This window comes from Metabacillus malikii, from assembly GCF_030813355.1.
In the GTDB taxonomy this organism is placed as follows: Bacteria; Bacillota; Bacilli; order Bacillales; family Bacillaceae; genus Metabacillus; species Metabacillus malikii.
Map to the genome: position 1 here is coordinate 18,763 of NZ_JAUSUD010000020.1, position 18,079 is coordinate 36,841.

The following is an 18,079-nucleotide window of genomic DNA, read 5'->3' on the forward strand; positions in this document are numbered from 1 at the left end:
ATTATTTCACCCCACTATGCTGAAGAAGCTCTTGATGTAATAGTCGCTCCGCTTTGATTAATAGCTGTTTCCGTTCCTCTACTGTAAATTGATTTATATATTTTCGATATAGAGGATGTTGTTCTAGTGGTTCCAGTGACTTATTGTATGTATCAAAATCCGCTGCAGTCTTACTTAAGTCAGCAAAAAAGCTGGAAAGCTCATGATTTTCTTTCTGTTGTAATGTTGTATGATTTTGTATTTTCACAACCCAAATAAATGGAACTTGGTCACTTTCTGCATCATTTAATGTATCAATCAAATCCTCAATTGTTTGCTGTGAAGAAAGGCTAGCTGATAAGTCTCCTGCTCCAATTACTTCAAATGACAATAATGTCGATTTATTTCTCATACGGATTTTTTCGATATATTCCTCAAATTGATGAATTAACATCGTTAACGTTGTTTCCTCATTAATCGATAGAGTAGCTTTTTCCCAAATCACTTCCTCGACTGAATGAAACGTAGCTTGTGATGAAGTTTCTGTTAATTCCACAAGGTAAAAACCTTTTTCACCAACTTCTTTACGATTCCTGCCTTGAATATTACCTGGATAAAGAATTAGTGGATCCTCATGAAGAATTTGCCGTTTATGTATATGTCCTAAAGCCCAGTAATCAAAATCTTTAGCAATTAAGTCTTTAAGTTTAAACGGACAATACACATCATGCTCTACATCCCCTTCAATTGAACCGTGTAGCATTCCAATATGGTAAACAGATGAATGGGGGGATTTTTCAAAGTATGTTGATATATTTTCTTGAACTACTCGTGTCGGGTAGCTATAACCATAAATATTCGCTGCTGGTATTTCTCCTTTTTTGTACGTTTTCATCTCAACTTTACTAGAGGAGAAAACATGAACATTACTAGGCCATTCTAACTCGAGCCACTGCCCACCCATGTGGTCATGGTTACCATGAATTACATAAACATCTATATTAGCAATCTTTAATCTTTCAAATTCCTTTTTTAGCTTTAACTGTGCTTTTAAGCTTCTGTCTGCTTCATCATATAAATCTCCTGAGAGTAAGATAAAGTTTACCCTTCGATTAATCGCAAAGGTGACAAGTCTCGAAAAAGCCTCAAACGTACTTTCACGTAGTATTTCAACTATTCGAGCTGGTAAATGCTTTAACCCTATAAAAGGACTATCTAAATGTAAATCTGCTGCATGTATAAATTGGATTGGTTCTCTCATTTGTTCACACCCTTTGCATCAGTCAACTACCTATTTTATTTTACCATCATTAAAATACGAATGCACGTTCGAAAATAGAAAAGCGTAAGCGCCTGTAAAGCCCCGAAAAACATAAGACGCAAATGTAGAAGACGCTCTTTGTCTTCAATTCTAGATTGGCTTATGACCTCGAGGGACTAGGCCCTGAAGCGAAATGTCGAGCGATTATCCACAGTTCAAAAACATTAGTATTTCCTAAACGAAAATCAAAAAGCCGTCCAGAGCATTATAAATGCTAATTGACGGCTTTTTTAAACTTTAAAAATTAAAAGTATAACAATATCCTTTGTTATTTATCCTTTGACATCATTAAAGCCCGTTTTAAATCTTTAAATGATGATGACTTACCGTAAATAAGGACCCCACCTTTATATACTCGCGCACCAAATATCGCTAGTATTGTAATCGATGCAAGGAGAATTCCAATCGACAACATAATTTCCCAAGCAGGAATATTTAACATCCCGACTCTTAAGAACATAATCATCGGTGTAAAAAACGGGATATATGAACTAATCGTAATAAATGGAGTTTCTGGATTGGTCAGCCCGAACATCGCTATCATAAATGCGCCAACAATTAAGAAAATCATTGGTGAAATAAGTTGCTGCACATCCTCAATCCGACTAACTAATGAACCTAGAAAAGCTGCTAATGTTGCAAATAGAAAATAGCCTAGTATAAAATAGATACCTGCATAAACAAATGTTGAAACCGGGACATCACTAAAACCAAGTTCTCCACCTGTCATCGCGTTAATATCAGCTAGCTTTGAACGGATCGTTGTAAACCCAAAGGTAAAGATTACAATCATTTGCGTTAAGCTTAGCAAACCAATTCCAATTAATTTTGCGAACATTTGCTTAACAGGTGACACACTCGATATTAAAATTTCCATGACACGGGAGGATTTTTCTGTTGCTACTTCTGTAGCGATCATACTTGCATAAACAATGACTGAAAAATAAATAAAGAATAAGAGAACATAAACTAGTACTCTCGCTTGATTTAATTCTGCCTCTGTTTTTGCATTGTCTTCAAGCGCTATCTTTTTCACTTCCACTGGCATGAAAAGTTGATTTAGGTCTTCTGAATCTAACCCAAGTTGCTGTCTTCCAATTTCCTGCTTTGTTTGCTGAAGAACTTGCTCAACCTCCATAAAAATAGACGTATCTGTCATTGACAATGTTTTAACCGTTGCAGTAGGAAGCTGATTTGCATCAGTTTCTAAAACGATAATCCCGTCTAGTTCTCCTTCAAGCACTTTTTTATCAAGCTCTTCTCCTTCGCTTGAAGCTTGTTCAATATCAAATGGTGACCCCATAGCTTCTAGGTTAGCTTCAAACAGTTGATAATATTGATTTGCTTCATCTACGACTGCAATTGTTCTGCCGCTGTCCTCATCATCAAACATTTCTATTATTGTCCCAATATTAGATAGACCGTAAATGAGTAACACCATAATTAATGTTGTAATAATAAATGATTTCGTTTTAACCTTGCTTAAATATGTATGTGCAACCATTAACCAAAATTTATTCATAGGAAGCACCTACCTTTTCAATAAAAATATCATTTAAAGATGGCTCTTCTAATGCAAATTTCCGTACAAAACCTTTATGTTGCAATTCGTGAAATATTGTACTAGCAATCTCTTCATTTTCGATTTGTAACTCGACACCTTCATTTGTTTTTTTATATTTTGTTACACCTGTAATTGATTCAAGGAAATCCATAGCAAAATCTCCTTGTACAAATACATTTTTCTTACCAAAGGAGCGTTTAATCTCTCTTAATGCTCCGTGAACAACTGGCTTGCCGTGATGCATAATACACAAATGCTGGCATAATTCCTCCACATGTTCCATACGATGACTTGCAAAAACAATTGAAGTCCCTGCTTCCTTTAAATCAACAACAGCCTGTTTTAATAATTCAACATTAACAGGATCAAGACCACTAAATGGTTCATCTAAAATTAATAGTTTCGGCTTATGTAGTACAGCTGCAATAAATTGTATTTTTTGTTGATTACCCTTGGATAGCTCTTCAACTTTTTTATTCAGATACTCTGAAACTTTCAATTTATCAAACCATTTATCCATCTCAGTAAGGACTTGTTGCTTTGTCATTCCCTTCAGTCTTCCTAAGTAAATTAGCTGGTCTTTCACTTTTAGTTTTGGATAAAGGCCTCTTTCTTCTGGCAAGTAACCAATTTCATCACTTTCATTATACGTAATCTTTTTACCGTTCCATTCAATTGCCCCTTCGCTAGGGTTTAACAAACCTAGAATCATTCGAAATGTCGTTGTTTTACCAGCTCCATTTGCTCCTAAAAAACCAAAGATTTCACTCTCAGGAATTTCAATAGTAAGTTGGTCGACAGCTGTATGTTTACCGAACTTTTTTGTAACACCGTCTATTCTAAGACTCATGTCATCTCTCCTTTCTCCAATTCATATACGAATTTACTGGTAAAAAAGTTTCATGTTTCTACTCACCTGTTTATTGTCTCCTTTAGCAAAAATCATTTAGAGAGCCCCCAATACAGGAAATTATTGGCATAAACATAGTATACAAATAAAAGCATATCATGTCTTAAAGGAAAATGGGAGGGATGGGATACAAATGAAGCACTATTGTTTAACTGCTTTTGAAAGAAACGGTCATATGCTTCTAAATCTAACATTTCAGGCGAAATCTGATACTGAGGCAAGACAGATTGCACTCAAGAAGTTATCTGAACAAAACTTTACGCAAAATTCTTATCGTTGTACAACCTCACAAGGGGACTTAATATTATTTAAGTAAAAGAAATTTGCATGCACAACAAATAGGACTAGCGTCTGCTAGTCCTTATGTGCAAATAAATTATCTAATATTTTTATTTTTTCCTCAGTATAATGTTCAAATCCATCATTATACGATTTCGGATCCTTAGGATTTGCAAAATGAGTAATTTTCATTGTTTCTGGGTGGATGAATTTACTCGCAGCACCACAGCCTATTCCGATAATCGTTTGCTGCTCTTCCATAATCATAATATTATAAATACTGTCTTGACCTTCTAATGCATACCCTACATTCTCTAGATTACCTAATATGTTTTTTTGGCGATATAAATAGTATGGTTTGTAACCGTGCTCCTTTGTCCACGTCACGGCATGATCCATCATTTTACTTATTTCATCACGGCTTGCAACTTTATATTTATGCTTATTTCTCGTCATCTCAGAAGCTCGTTTAAACGATAACGTATGAACAGTTAAAGACTCAGGCATTAATTTAGCCGTCTCTGCTAACGAATAGTCAAACTCTTCAATTCCCTCACCAGGTAGTCCAATAATTAAATCCATATTGATGTTATTCATACCCATTTGTCTTGCTAACTGATACTTCTCAATCGTTTCCTCGACAGTATGGTGACGTCCGATTGCTTTCAACGTATCTTGGATATAGGACTGTGGATTTATACTGATTCTATCAATGTTCCATTTATTTAAAATATCGAGCTTTTCCTTCGTTATCGTATCCGGTCGACCTGCTTCAACAGTGATTTCTCTTATTTTTTCAACATGCGGAAATGATTCTACCATTTCTTCGTATAGCATATCCATTTCTTCTGCCGAGATACTAGTAGGTGTTCCACCACCGTAGTATACAGTTGTAATATTAATTCCTTTATTTTTCAACCATTTGCCAATTTCACGCATTTCGTAATGCAAACCGCCTAAAAACGATGTGACTGAACCTTGTCGACCGTTAATCGCATATGCTGGAAACGTACAATATGCACATTTTGTTGGGCAGAATGGGATACCAATATAAATACTTACTTCATTTGATAATGAGTCAAGGTCTGGTACTGTTTGCAATTGCCTAGTCACAATTTGCTGCATTAAATCGATTTTTTCATCAGATAATAAATACTCTTCTTTAAACATTTTATGAATATCTTGTTCGGACATGCCTTCTTGGCGTTTCTTATGGTAGAGCTTTGTTGGACGAATACCGGTTAATATTCCCCACTTTTGAATAATTCCGGTAAAATCTTGGAGAATCGTCAAATATACATAAGATAATGTATTTTTTACAATTCTGAGGCGGTCTTTACCTTCTAGGTGCGAAGCAATATTTCGCTGTTTACTTGCAACATACTCTTTCCCATCTTCAGCTCGTAGCCGGCCATTAATTTCAATTAATTCACCACTATCTTTCATAAAAAACTCTACTTCTAGAGAGGCTTCTCCTTCTGAAAAGCAGAGTTCGGTTTCTTCAAAAAACAGATTTCCAATTAATCGAAGCGGTCGATGGAACCGTTCATCATCTATTCCTTTAATATATATCTTCATTTATAATCACCTTTACTTTTTCAGAAACTCCTATAAGTGTACAAAAGTTTTACTATAGCGGTCAATGTAAGAAGTTTGAAACAATAAAGACTTTATTTAATTGATCTGATTTTTGTATACCTATACCTTTCCAAGTTAGCATATATAACTATAAGACAAACATACAATGATTATAAGAATATGTTACAGGAGGCTATTGTAATTTGAAGAAACTAGGGCTTATGGTATTCATTTTCACAGTTATTATGATAATTGGATTTCTTGACTCCCCAATTCATTTTGAAAAGGAAAGTGCATTAGCTAGTTTTCCTAATTTATCCGAGGAAGAAGTATCGACAAACGCTACAAATGAGCAACCATCTGAGGAAAATAACCAAGTGTACTCATTAGAAACGAAGCTCGTAGATATTATGGAAGATGACGGCTATAAAGTTGAAGTATATCGTGAATATGAAGTTTATAAAGATGAAAATGGGAAACTAATTGAAACAATACCTACCGAAAATTATCAATATTTACGATATAAGCAATAAAATGTTGGGGGACTGTCCCCCAACATTTTTTTCGTACCCTTACATAAACTCATAAAAATAACGAACGACATGTAGAAATACCGGTGATGTGTAAGCAAGGCTGTCCACTCGATTTAAATAACTTCCTTTCATTTGTTTTAATTTTTCATGATTACCGATTAATAAATCACGCTTTAAAACCGAGATTGTTAAACTTCCTAAAAAACCGCTTATGCTAATAAGCAATCCTAATAAGACTCCTGCCATCACACTAAAAGGAGTTAAGTATGGAATAATAAAATATGCTAAGATAGCTGTCACAATTGCTCCGCCAACGAAGCCTTCCCATGTAATATTTGCATTTGCTGAAGGGACGACCTTTCTTTTTCCAAAATATAATGAAATAAAGTGGTGTACGACATCATTAACTTGCGTTAAGACTACTAAGAAAAGCACAAGATTTGCACCATATTCTGGTGAAGCAATTTGGAAAAACGCTAAATGACTAAGACCAAAGACCATCAGCATGACACCCCACTGCGTTGAACTAACAGAGTGTAAAAATCCAGTCGTACCCTTACCTAAAATTCTTGGTAGCGGCATAAAAAGAAAAACATATACAGGGATAAACACGATAAACATCCCGTACCAGCCGATATATATCCAATAAAACTGAACAGGTATTGCTAAATATGACCATAGAAAAAGTCTGCGATCTGCTTTTCGAGTTTTCATCATTGAAAAATACTCTTTCAAAGCAAAGAAACATAAAATCATTAAAGAAATTAATGAAACTTTTTCCGAAAAGAGCGTCGCCATCCCAAAAACTAAGAACATTCCCCACCATGTTTTTACCCTAATTGAAACCTCAGAAAAATCTTTGTTCGGCACTTTTTTCTTCATTATGTAAATAACGATCGAAACGAATAATAAAGCTAGAAAAATAATTGATAATGTCCAAAGAGTAGTACTCAATATTTCAACACCCACTCGCAATTTTTTAATGTATAATTAGCATAGAATATAATGGAAAAATATTAAAGAGGGATTCTAATGAAAACCTATGTTTATATTTTATTAACTGATACGGGGACACTTTTTACAAAATCAATTAAGAAGTATACGAAGGCACCATACAACCATGCCTCTATATCCTTTAATGCTGAACTAACTGAGATGTATAGCTTCGGTAGAAAAAATCCTAATAATCCGTTAAATGGTGGATTTGTAAAAGAAGACATTCATACAGGAACATATAGTAAATTTCCAAATACTACTTGTGTTATCTATAAGCTGGAAGTTACGAATCGTGAGGTTGAAAAGATGAAGCGTGTTCTCAATGTCTTCATTAAAAACCAAAAGAAGTTTCTATACAATTTAATCGGTGTATTAGGTGTCTCTTTAAACGAACCAATTGAATTTAGCAATTCATACTTTTGCTCTCAGTTTGTGGCAGAGGTTTTCAATCGTTCTGGTATTCGTTTGTGGGATAAGCTTCCTGCATTAGTAACTCCTGATGATTTCAGAAAAAGTAAGCAATTAACGCTAGTTTATGAGGGCAAATTATTTGATTATGTTGCTCTCATTTAACAACTCAGTGAATCGAAAAACTTTTTTTGGCTTGGGTTTTAATGTTTAATCATATCAATGTACCTTCAGTTCTTACGTTCACCTGTTAAGAGTATAATCGTTAGTCCAATAGTAAAACCTATCCTTGAACGATCAAATTATTGGAGTGGTTACGAATGGATCAACAGCAGTTATACACCAGGATTGAAGAACAAAAAGAACAATTACTTAATTCACTAACAGACTATTGGAAAGCCTATTCAGGTATGGATACATGGTATTTTTGGGTTAACCTAGCTTGTGTTATTCTTCCATTGATTATTTTATTATTTACAATTGATAAAAAACGTATCTTTGAAATTTCCTTCTTTGGTTATTCAGTTCATATACTATGGGCAAATATCGATTCAATACTCAGTTTAAATAATTACATGGTACACCCACATACAATTAGCTTTCTCTTTCCTGTTGGCATTACAATGACCGCAGTAGTGCTGCCAGTTGCATTTATGCTTATGTATCAATATTGTTCAAACAACAGTAAAAATTTCTACATCTATATGGTGATTTTGTCTCTCATATTTGCATTTGTAGTTGCTCCAATTTCAAATATGCTCGATTTATTAAATCTACATAATGGTATGAATTATTTCTATTTGTTTCTTATTGATATCGTAATTACTTTTGCTTCGTATATGCTTACTAAATTTTTCTCTCACTTACAAAGAAGGGCCTCTGAATGAATTACAGTACTTATGGATAGAAAAGAGACAGCCTTTAGGCTGTCTCTTCCGTGTACCTATTAATTGTCAATTTTTATTTTCCGCAGAAATTCTTCTCTTTGCTGCTTACGAAAATGTTCTTTCACCATATACGCCACACCTTGCTGATTATTTGACCTAGTAACCCAATCAGCTACACGCTTCACCTCAAACGGTGCATTCCACATCGCAACTCCTAGTCCAGCAGACATAATCATTTCTGCATCATCTTCACTGTCACCGATTGCAACAGCTTTCTCTATTGGGATTTGTAAATGATTTGTTAAAGCACGTAATCCATTTTCTTTTGAAACACCTTTTTTTACAATTTCTAGTTTTGTTGGAAATTCCCGTACATCCACCTCTTTAAATGCTTCACTAACAATTTTTGCTGCTTCTTCCTTCTCAGCAGTTGTTTTGAAATGGATATCGATTTTCATTGCAGTCACTGGTTCATCCCTTAATGTATCGCCTAACGAGTCAACAAACTGAACAGGATAGAACATTGAATCTGAAGTATTAAGTATTGATTTGCTAAGTAAATTAGATGCAATTCTTTTTTTATTACCTATCGAGAAACGTTCCTGGATTATCCTAATATTACATTTAAAATTTTCTAAAACTTGAACAAGGTTGAATGTCATTTCCTCAGATATTCGCTTTTCATATAATGGCTTATCTAAGTTATCAGAAATAAATGCCCCTCCATGTGTTACTAATAATGAATCTAACTTTAAAGCCTTTGCTAGCTTTTTAGCTGATTGAAAATGTCTATTGGTTACAAGCGTTACATATATCCCTTTATTTTTAACAAACTCAATTGCTTCTTTCGTTGAGGGCTGGAGGCGACCATTCGAACGAAGCAATGTACCATCAATATTTAGTGCTAATAACCGATATTGTGTCACAGTAGTTCCCCCTTCTACAGATGTCAAAAACCTATTAAGAGGTTATGTCCTTATTTGATAAAATAGAACAAATGCAGTTATTTCATGTCTTATCTATAAAACTGTTATAGAAGTTAGACTAAATTGTTGCTTTTATACTGCCGCTATACCTTGAAATGATTTCTAGTTGGCGAATTATCTGCCAGCCAATTTGAGTATTCCCCGAATCAACGATTGTCTCGGAAAGCTCTAAAATTATTACACTAGCCATTCCTAACGATAAAAAAACAGAATGGACAATCCATTCTGTTTGAAACTCATTATTGTGCACCGTACATTTCTTCAAGCGGCTTCATAATGATTTTATTTAATTCTGTTACAACAGTACTTAATCGTTGTTCTGCAGCCATTAATTGTGAAATTTTTTCATGTTGTTGGACAAGTTGCACCGATTTCTGTGCTTGCGCTACTTCTTCCTCTGTTATTTCTTCACCCATCATTTGCTTTTGTTGAAGTGACAGTTGAATATTACGGAAGTTTTCAAACATTTTACTTGCTGATTCATCGGCATTGACTTCATCATAAAGCTGTTTTAAAGCTTTAAAGTCCTCACTTTCACGTAGAGCTTTTTCTAAATCGTATGCAACATCATATAAGTTATTTGACATATGATGAGCCTCCTTTCTAGTTTGGACCTATGTAGGCTCTTGTTCTACTATAACAAAGGTACATTCGGAAACACAAACCTTTTATGTAAGCTGAGTTTTAAATCCAAATAAGCAGGAACGATTGGAAACCACCAATGACTCCACCGAGTAACGCCCCTAAATAAGTAATCATTTTAAATTCTCTTCTTGAAATTGATAGTACCATCTCTTCAAGACGTTCTACTGCGAACGATTCAACTTGTTCCCGCACTACATCCTCTAGTTTTAATTTCTTTAACATCGAATCTAAATGAGTCACAAGGAAATTAGTTGCAAGCTCAAATATTTTAGGAACTAAATCTTTAATCGCTTGTTCTCGAGGTTTTAAATAAACTGATAATGGAGCTGAAATCAATTCCTCAATTTGGAGTACATCTACTAATTTAGTTACAATGTCTGAGCCCTTTTGCTTAATCGACCATTTTTCATCCGCTTCATCAATCGTTAATTGCTGAATTTTAGCCCACTCATTCTGCAATAATACACTAATTAATTGTTTTGTTTCTTTGTTTTTTAGAAATTTAATCACTTCGGGCTGTACTTTATCCTTCAAGCTATTATTTCCTAGGAACATGCCAATCATATTGCCAAGCATTCCCTTATCTGTGAGAAAGTCATCAATCATTTTCCCTAGCCGTTGTTTTCCTTCCTGACTTTCAAAATAAGTAATCCCTTTGTCGATTACAAACTGTGCTAAGGTCGGAATTGCTTCTGTTGCTTGTTGTCGTAAATCACTAGGTAGTATTTCTTGTAACGTTTTATGTTTATTCTCTTCAATATATCCTTCATATTTCATATGTAAGAACGAGGATAGTCTTGAGTTTACGAATTCTGTTGCATCATCGATTTGGAACGTTTGTAATAGCTGTGCAACGTTTTTTTCTGTACTGACCAACTTACTGACTTGACTCTCTCCCCAAGATACGAGTTGTTCCTTAAACTGTGCCTGTAAAAATTTACGTTTTATTCCTTCAGCAGTTAGTAAATGCTCAACAACCATTTTACCCATCTGATTTGCAAGTTCTTGTCTTCTTTTAGGAATTAATCCTGGAGTGAATGGAACTCTTTTCCCTAATATATAAACAGGATGATGGGGTCTAAACAACATTTTTATCGCTAAATGGTTTGTAACGCCCCCAATAACTGCTCCTACTAACATCATCACTATAACAACATATATAGTATTCATAACCATCTACCTTCCGAAACTAACATTTATTTTGTTGTCTTCCTTTAAGATTTTTTTCTAAAGATTGTTGTTTTAGCACAAACTTTGTCAAGAGTTGGTTGGGTCGTAAGTGTGAGACCCCGCGGAAAGCGAGTACTTTAGCGGAGACCAACCCGTAATGAATTTTACAAAAACATCATTTTTAAATAAGAATGTTTAGAAAAAGATTCATAGTCAAGTATTCCTACTTTTTATGTCAATTAATTCCCCAATTGATACATAAATTCATACGATAATTACTATAAGCATTCAACATTGCAATAAACACTGTTCAGATAAATTTTTAATAACTCTTTCTAATCGGTCTTCGATTTAAACTATGTAATTTTGCAATACAAGTGCCTATATCAATAGTGACTATTTTCTATATAAACAGCCTTTCAAGTCATGGAAGAAATTCTGCCTATGAACATTATAGAGCTTGTCCGTATGGCGATCAAATGAGGGATTCATATGAAAGCAAAGCCTATTAATATTATACCTTTCCGTCACTCTTCACATAAAGCAATCTGTGAAATGAGTGAACAGCTTAGACAGCAATTAGGGATACCGAAAGAGGTTACTTCCCTTAAAATTACGTGTGGGATGCATACTGTATCCTGTTCTCTCGTATTTATAAATGAAGCACACTTATTTTTAAGATTATCAGCTAAACAACTGAATGAATTACACTTACCAAAACATGAAATAAACCTTCAGGCAAAATACCGGAAGAATGCAGAACTTGTACTAGGACCAATTATTGCACTTCTTACAGAGATAAAAACAGTTGATGAGCAAGTACAATTAGGAGCAATCCAGCCCTTCTGTGAAGAGCTTGCTTCCTATTGTTCCGAGAAAGGGATATTATTTTATGTTTTTTCCTTAACTGGATATTCAAAAGATGAAATATCGGGATATTATTTTCATCAGCATGATTGGTACCAACATTCGTTCCCATTACCACATGTTGTCCACAATCGAATCCATTCCCGGAAGAAAGAACGTTCAAAACAATACCTTGACGTTATATCAAGCTTACAAGAATTAGAGATTCCCTATTTTAATGACCGTTTTTTAAATAAATGGGAAGTTCATAAGGTTCTTTCTTCAACGAGTCATTTAGCACCTTATTTACCGAACAGCCAACTACTTCAGAAGAAAGACCAAATCTTGGATATGCTTAATCAAAAGAATGATTTATTCATCAAACCGATTAACGGAAGTCTAGGAAAACGAATCTTTCGTGTGAAGAAAACGAAGAACGGTACATTTCATCTAGATTCTACTATTTTTACGAATGAGATGATGAAACATGAATATAATTCTTTTCAACAATTATATGCAGCAATTCATCCAAAATTAAAGAAGGAAGGTTTTATCGTTCAAGAAACAATCCCCTTAAAAAAGTATAACGGCAGAATGGTAGATTTTAGATTTCTGTGTCATAAAAAAGATTACAATGCGTGGGTTGTATCATCAGCTGTTGCAAGAGTTTCAGCTAACAATCAAATTGTTTCCAACATTGCTCGCGGGGGAGAAATTTATTCGATTAAGGAAGTTCTTGGTGACTTTCTAACAAAAAAAGAAAGTAAAAGCATGAAAAAGATGTTAGCTGAGTTGTCTATTGAGGTCGTTCAAACTCTTTCTACTCATATTGATGGTGAATATGGTGAATTCGGTGTAGATCTTGCATTAGATGATAGTGGTCATCCTTGGATTATTGAGGTTAACACGAAGCCATCTAAATCACAAGGAGATAGTAGCAAAGTTCGACCTTCAGCTAAAGCGATTATACATTATTGTTTATTTTTAGCACATTTTTAAAAATATTCCGTAACCAGTATAGCTTATAGCTTCCGTGATTGATATTGATTAGCCAGGTTACGGAAGCTTTTAAATGATGGATAAAGCCAAATGATAAAAATTGATAGCTGAATGGAGTGATCATTTTGGCACATGTAACCTTAGGTCTTTTAACTGTAACTAGTAAGCATGAACATCACTACTTAACTGAAACTGCAAAAATGAGCAAACTGTATGATATCGAGTGTGTTCGGTTTACACCTGGAGCAATCGATCCAAAAACATTACGAATTGATGGAGAAAGGTTTTGTACAAAATCTGAAGAATGGCAAACAGATAATTTTTCTATACCTGACTATATTTATGACCGATGCTTTTACAATCGTAAGGCAAAAAAGGAGAAACCAATTGTTGACTGGTTAAAGAATTATCCAAAAACAACCTTTTTAGGGTATGGCTTACCTGATAAATGGACTTTATATCAATCTTTAAAATCTGATTCAACTATCGGCTGTTACTTACCAGCTACTACCTTAGTTCAATCTCCGAATCAAATTCTCGCTCACTTAAGAAGCCATTCTAACTGTTTAATAAAACCGCGTAATGGTTCACGAGGAGTCGGAATACTCGCTATTCAGTTAGCGTCTAATACGATTAAGGTTACTTATCATAAAGGCCGTGACAAAAAAACAAAGAATTTCCATTCTATAAAGGAATTCAATATATGGATTGAAAAATTAATCGCTCAGAATGACTATCTCCTTCAACCATTATTACAACTAAATGACAAACAAAGTTTTCCATTTGATATTAGATTGTTTATGCAAAAGAACGGAAATGGGCAATGGGAATTAGTTGAAAAAGGAATACGGAAAGGCTACAAAGGTTCATTTCTATCGAATTTATATAGCGGTGGAGAAACAATAAACTATTCAGAGTGGTGCTTATCCCTCTCTAATAAACAAAAAACTCTGCTCGAAGACAATCTGCAAACAATTGTAAGTCAATTACCACACATATTAGAAAATCGTTTCCAACGCCTATTTGAAATTGGCATAGATATCGGCTATGCCCAAGATGAATCTGTATGGATATTAGATATTAATTCAAAACCTGGCAGGAAAACAATCTTAACAACATCACCCCATCTATCGAACAGATTATATGAAGCCCCTTTAGCTTACTGTCACTATTTATCACAACAATCACTATTAAAGGAGCCAAATTAAATGAGTGAAATTTTTACAATCAAAGCATCTAATAACACACAATATATACAATTACCCTTAGCACTTAGAAGATATGGTATGGTTGATACGATTTCATTCGGTACGGTTTTCCTTCCATGTAAAGTACAATTTAAAGAAATCACTACTCACACAATCATCATACCTGAATCTCTTTGTAGACAACTTAAAATCCCTACCAAAGGTAATATAAGAATTGAAATTCATCAGAATATATTATACCTAGGTCCACTAGTCGGTATTTTCACGGCAGGATTTACCTCAACACTCCAAAGACCATTAGGTGAACGTTCTCTCTTTTTCGCAAAATACCTTAGTACTGACAAATCAATTGGTGTCTGCTCTTTTGTATTTGGGGCCCCGCATATTAATTGGGATGAAGGAACAATTAATGGGTATGTTTATGAAGAAGATGGTTGGAAACAACGAACATTTCCTTTTCCTAATGTTGTTTACGACAGACTGCCAAATCGGCGCGTTGAAAACCATCAAGCTCTAAAATTAGTAAAATCCCGCTTAATATCTGAGTATTCAATTCCATGGTATAACCCTGGATTTTTTAACAAATGGGATATTCACCAACTACTTATCAATGATCGAAGAGCTTCAACATATTTACCTGAAACATACCTTAATCCAACGATTACGAAAATTGAAGAAATGTTATCAACCTACCAAAGTATTTATTTAAAGCCGGCTAACGGGAGCCTGGGGTTAGGTGTGTACCAGCTAATGTATTCGAAGGAAGATAATGTTTATTATTCTAGATATCGCGACCATAATAAAGATATCAACCGATTACGAAAATTTCCTTCCCTTGAACATTTTCTAAAAGTAGCCTTTAAAGATAATCGATTATCTCATTACTTAGCTCAGCAAGGAATAAAATTAATACGTCTTGACAATAAACCTATTGATTTTAGAGTTCACACAAATAAAAACAAAGATGGTATATGGTCAGTAACTGCTGTTGCAGCAAAAGTAGCCGGTAAAGGAAGTGCGACAACCCATTTAAATAATGGGGGGGTTGTAAGAACATTAGAAGAGCTGTTTGAAAATCAATTCGAGAGACAAAAAGCATATCACCGCCTGAGTGATGCAGCATTATTGTTGAGTCATAGTATCGATAAGTATATGGTTGGCTATATAGGTGAATTAGGATTTGATTTAGGGCTTGACCAGTCAGGTGATGTATGGATGTTTGAAGCGAATTCTAAACCAGGTCGCTCAATTTTCTCACATCCTAAACTGAAGGATGCAGACATACTTTCAAGAAAATCGTCTCTAGAATATAGTATTTATCTATTTAAAAAATCGATTTATTATCCTGAGGAGTTCCAATATGGGAAGCAATAACAGAACTCCAATGATTGGCATCTTAGTTAGTAAAGCCGATGATGAAAGGATGTTTAAAGGTGATATCGAATTTTTTATACAGTTACTACAACAAATAAATAAAAGCGGTAGCACCGGTTTTCTCTTTACCTTAGATGATATACAAAAAGACTATATACAAGGGTACACGTATTCGGCTCTAAACAACAAATGGAAAAGTAAGAAACTCCCATACCCACACGTTATCTATAACCGAATTGCCTCACGTAAAGATGAGGCAACTGTTCATTTTCTAAAATTAAAGAAACTATATCGTAACAAAAATCGCTATTTTTTCAATCCTGGCTTTTTCGATAAATGGAAGTGCTATAAAGTTTTAGCTTCTTCCGACAAATTAAAGACATTTCTACCAAATACTTGGCTCTACACAACAATTGATGATTTACTTGATAAGTTAACCATTCAACATTCCGTATATATAAAACCTATTCAAGGATTTAAAGGAAATGGAATTTATAAACTAACATTCGACGGAGTCCGTTATACGGTTTATAAAAGACAGAAAAAGTCTACATATTCACATGCAGACTTTGTATCGAAGATTAGTAAAATTGTCCAAAAAAAGCCATATATTATTCAATCTGAAATTCATACAGATACAATCGGTCAGCGGAAATATGATTTACGGGTTATTTGTATTAATGGTGACAGTACCTACAGGATAAAAGGGATTGGCATTCGCCAGGCTGAAAAAGACTCAATTATTACCCATGTTCCAAACGGTGGCGATATTTTATCTGTTGATGTAATTAAACATAAATTATCTATGCAACAATTAGAAACCCTTGCTGATTCTATAGGATATACTCTAGCTAGAACTTATGGATTTATTGGAGAATTTTCTATAGATATTGGTTTGGAACCAAATGGTCATCCGATTGTTTTTGAAGTAAATTCAAAACCGATGAAATTTGATGAAGATGAGATTCAAACCGTTCGGATTAAAGAATTAGGAAAGCTATGTTGTCAACTAGCTAATACAACGGTAAAATCAGAACTTTCCTAGTATATTCATCACTCTGTATGATATACTCCCGTCCCGTACACTCTATATGTATGAGGAGGGATTAATCTTGAGAAAAAACAGTGAACCCGTTAAACAAGATGTTAATTACGAAGGGAAAGACAAAGCATACCTTGATATTGACAGGATAATAAATGAAGGATTATCTGGCGGTTCAGTCCATATGCGAGAGAATACGACAAACATTGAAGAAGCACGAGCTTTACCTAAAGAGGAACCGCCACATACTGTAGAATAAAGCCGATAACGCCACAAACATTGTTTGTGGCTTTTTCGTGAATTTTTCCATAAAACAATTAATAGCTTTCAACATCTTCATTTCTTTTTTATAATTAAGCCTATAATAGGAAGCAAAACTGAAACAATATAGAGAATTCCATAGTATTAAAGGAGCAAATAATGTTAGACAACCTAAAAAAACACTATAAAGATGCAATGACATTAACATATGAAGCAACGAATTTGGATTATGAATGGTTTCGAACGGAGCTCGGCCAAACATTTGGTATTCTGAAAGCCTCAATTTCTGAAAAGGAAAGGGAATTACTTATCTCACTTTTTCAATTAATCACTCCTACATTTGAAGATTCGTATACAAATGTAGAAAGGAAATGGTTTGACTATTTATTTTTACAAACGAGTCATCCATCACCTTTGTCTAGTGATCAATCAACGATCCGCTTTTACTATTTTTTCTTAAAACAATCCATTGACGATAAGCAAAACTTCGAGGAGGCTGTTCATGGAATTATCAATTCTAACCTTGTGATATGGCTAAGTTTATCACACGGAATTATTATTGATGAAAGCCCATCAAATACATTTGAAATTGACTCATTAAAAGATTTAACTGACACACTTACAACGGATTTATACGTTGAACCGTATCTATATATTGGACAACTTCAAAAAAATGACGATGACTTAAAGGATAAATTTACACTTGAGCATACATGTTTCCAAACGCTTCATCAATATGCTCACCAAGAAAAAGCACTAACCTTTTACGAAGCATTTCCATTACTTATTTTTGTTTCACCAGCTAGTATTCAAAAAGGGATATTATCAAACCATTTAGTTGAAGCAATTAATGATAAAGAAACACTTCATACAATTGAGGCTTTCTTACAATCTAATTTAAATGCTTCATCGACTGCAAAACGATTATTCATTCATCGCAACAGCCTACAATATCGCCTTGAGAAACTATTAGAAAAAACCGGTTTAGATATTCGGAACTTTTCAAACGCTGTTTTTTTATTTTTAGCAATTATACTTATGCAACATAAGTAAAACCTATTGTTTTTGTAGGCTGTTTTCGTAAACATAGTTG

The 18,079-nt window shown here is 34.2% G+C and carries 19 protein-coding genes; 10 read left to right on the top strand and 9 right to left on the bottom strand.

What is annotated here, in order from left to right:
* Position 1: 1 nt before the first annotated feature.
* From J2S19_RS16930 to J2S19_RS16940, 3 genes are all read right to left on the bottom strand, one after another.
* Positions 2 to 1,240 carry a metallophosphoesterase family protein gene (locus tag J2S19_RS16930; protein WP_307344324.1) on the bottom strand — a complete coding sequence of 413 codons (1,239 nt, stop codon included), beginning with the start codon at positions 1,238 to 1,240 and terminating at the stop codon, positions 2 to 4.
* 328 nt (positions 1,241 to 1,568) lie between these two features.
* Positions 1,569 to 2,822, bottom strand: coding sequence for an ABC transporter permease (locus tag J2S19_RS16935; protein ID WP_307344325.1), 1,254 nt, complete (start codon positions 2,820 to 2,822; stop codon positions 1,569 to 1,571).
* A complete protein-coding gene (locus tag J2S19_RS16940) occupies positions 2,815 to 3,714 on the bottom strand; it encodes an ABC transporter ATP-binding protein (protein WP_307344326.1) in 900 nt (299 codons plus the stop codon). The genes J2S19_RS16935 and J2S19_RS16940 overlap by 8 nt, the downstream gene beginning before the upstream one ends.
* 193 nt (positions 3,715 to 3,907) lie before the next feature.
* Here J2S19_RS16940 and J2S19_RS16945 point away from each other — a divergent pair, with 193 nt between their 5' ends.
* On the top strand, positions 3,908 to 4,090 hold the full coding sequence (locus J2S19_RS16945; protein ID WP_307344327.1) for a YhzD family protein: 183 nt from the start codon (positions 3,908 to 3,910) through the stop codon (positions 4,088 to 4,090).
* A gap of 38 nt (positions 4,091 to 4,128) precedes the next feature.
* Here J2S19_RS16945 and J2S19_RS16950 read toward each other — a convergent pair whose 3' ends face one another.
* A complete protein-coding gene (locus J2S19_RS16950; protein WP_307344328.1) occupies positions 4,129 to 5,631 on the bottom strand; it encodes a coproporphyrinogen III oxidase in 1,503 nt (500 codons plus the stop codon).
* 203 nt (positions 5,632 to 5,834) lie between these two features.
* On the opposite strand from J2S19_RS16950, the gene J2S19_RS16955 reads away from it, so the two are divergent.
* Positions 5,835 to 6,164 carry a hypothetical protein gene (locus J2S19_RS16955; RefSeq protein WP_307344329.1) on the top strand — a complete coding sequence of 110 codons (330 nt, stop codon included), beginning with the start codon at positions 5,835 to 5,837 and terminating at the stop codon, positions 6,162 to 6,164.
* A 39-nt stretch (positions 6,165 to 6,203) separates the two neighbouring features.
* On the opposite strand, the gene J2S19_RS16960 is transcribed toward J2S19_RS16955, so the two are convergent.
* Positions 6,204 to 7,118, bottom strand: coding sequence for a phosphatidate cytidylyltransferase (locus J2S19_RS16960; RefSeq protein ID WP_307344330.1), 915 nt, complete (start codon positions 7,116 to 7,118; stop codon positions 6,204 to 6,206).
* A gap of 78 nt (positions 7,119 to 7,196) precedes the next feature.
* Between J2S19_RS16960 and J2S19_RS16965 the strand changes: the two genes are divergently transcribed.
* Together J2S19_RS16965 and J2S19_RS16970 are read left to right on the top strand one after the other, a co-directional pair.
* Positions 7,197 to 7,733, top strand: a complete 537-nt coding sequence (locus tag J2S19_RS16965) for a hypothetical protein (RefSeq protein ID WP_307344331.1) — start codon at positions 7,197 to 7,199, stop codon at positions 7,731 to 7,733.
* A gap of 155 nt (positions 7,734 to 7,888) precedes the next feature.
* Positions 7,889 to 8,455 carry a hypothetical protein gene (locus J2S19_RS16970; protein WP_307344332.1) on the top strand — a complete coding sequence of 189 codons (567 nt, stop codon included), beginning with the start codon at positions 7,889 to 7,891 and terminating at the stop codon, positions 8,453 to 8,455.
* 59 nt (positions 8,456 to 8,514) lie between these two features.
* Here J2S19_RS16970 and J2S19_RS16975 read toward each other — a convergent pair whose 3' ends face one another.
* The 4 genes from J2S19_RS16975 to J2S19_RS16990 form a co-directional block, all read right to left on the bottom strand.
* Complete coding sequence (locus J2S19_RS16975; RefSeq protein ID WP_307344333.1) at positions 8,515 to 9,381, bottom strand: Cof-type HAD-IIB family hydrolase; 867 nt, start codon at positions 9,379 to 9,381, stop codon at positions 8,515 to 8,517.
* A 118-nt stretch (positions 9,382 to 9,499) separates the two neighbouring features.
* On the bottom strand, positions 9,500 to 9,691 hold the full coding sequence (locus J2S19_RS16980) for a hypothetical protein (protein WP_307344334.1): 192 nt from the start codon (positions 9,689 to 9,691) through the stop codon (positions 9,500 to 9,502).
* Positions 9,681 to 10,028, bottom strand: coding sequence for a YlbF/YmcA family competence regulator (locus J2S19_RS16985; RefSeq protein WP_307344335.1), 348 nt, complete (start codon positions 10,026 to 10,028; stop codon positions 9,681 to 9,683). Before J2S19_RS16985 ends, J2S19_RS16980 begins: the two co-directional genes overlap by 11 nt.
* Before the next feature lie 97 nt (positions 10,029 to 10,125).
* The gene (locus tag J2S19_RS16990) at positions 10,126 to 11,262 is read right to left on the bottom strand and encodes a DUF445 domain-containing protein (protein WP_442406158.1); all 1,137 of its coding nucleotides are present in this window, start codon (positions 11,260 to 11,262) and stop codon (positions 10,126 to 10,128) included.
* Positions 11,263 to 11,748: 486 nt separating this feature from the next.
* On the opposite strand from J2S19_RS16990, the gene J2S19_RS16995 reads away from it, so the two are divergent.
* From J2S19_RS16995 to J2S19_RS17020, 6 genes are all read left to right on the top strand, one after another.
* Positions 11,749 to 13,101: a YheC/YheD family endospore coat-associated protein gene (locus J2S19_RS16995; protein WP_307344337.1), complete on the top strand. Its 1,353-nt coding sequence runs from the start codon at positions 11,749 to 11,751 to the stop codon at positions 13,099 to 13,101.
* A 125-nt stretch (positions 13,102 to 13,226) separates the two neighbouring features.
* Positions 13,227 to 14,309: a YheC/YheD family endospore coat-associated protein gene (locus J2S19_RS17000; protein WP_307344338.1), complete on the top strand. Its 1,083-nt coding sequence runs from the start codon at positions 13,227 to 13,229 to the stop codon at positions 14,307 to 14,309.
* Positions 14,310 to 15,683, top strand: coding sequence for a YheC/YheD family endospore coat-associated protein (locus J2S19_RS17005; RefSeq protein WP_307344339.1), 1,374 nt, complete (start codon positions 14,310 to 14,312; stop codon positions 15,681 to 15,683).
* Complete coding sequence (locus J2S19_RS17010) at positions 15,670 to 16,728, top strand: YheC/YheD family endospore coat-associated protein (RefSeq protein ID WP_307344340.1); 1,059 nt, start codon at positions 15,670 to 15,672, stop codon at positions 16,726 to 16,728. The genes J2S19_RS17005 and J2S19_RS17010 overlap by 14 nt, the downstream gene beginning before the upstream one ends.
* A 46-nt stretch (positions 16,729 to 16,774) precedes the next feature.
* Positions 16,775 to 16,984 carry a hypothetical protein gene (locus J2S19_RS17015; RefSeq protein WP_307344341.1) on the top strand — a complete coding sequence of 70 codons (210 nt, stop codon included), beginning with the start codon at positions 16,775 to 16,777 and terminating at the stop codon, positions 16,982 to 16,984.
* A 161-nt stretch (positions 16,985 to 17,145) separates the two neighbouring features.
* Positions 17,146 to 18,039: a PucR family transcriptional regulator gene (locus tag J2S19_RS17020; protein WP_307344342.1), complete on the top strand. Its 894-nt coding sequence runs from the start codon at positions 17,146 to 17,148 to the stop codon at positions 18,037 to 18,039.
* Positions 18,040 to 18,079: the final 40 nt, after the last annotated feature.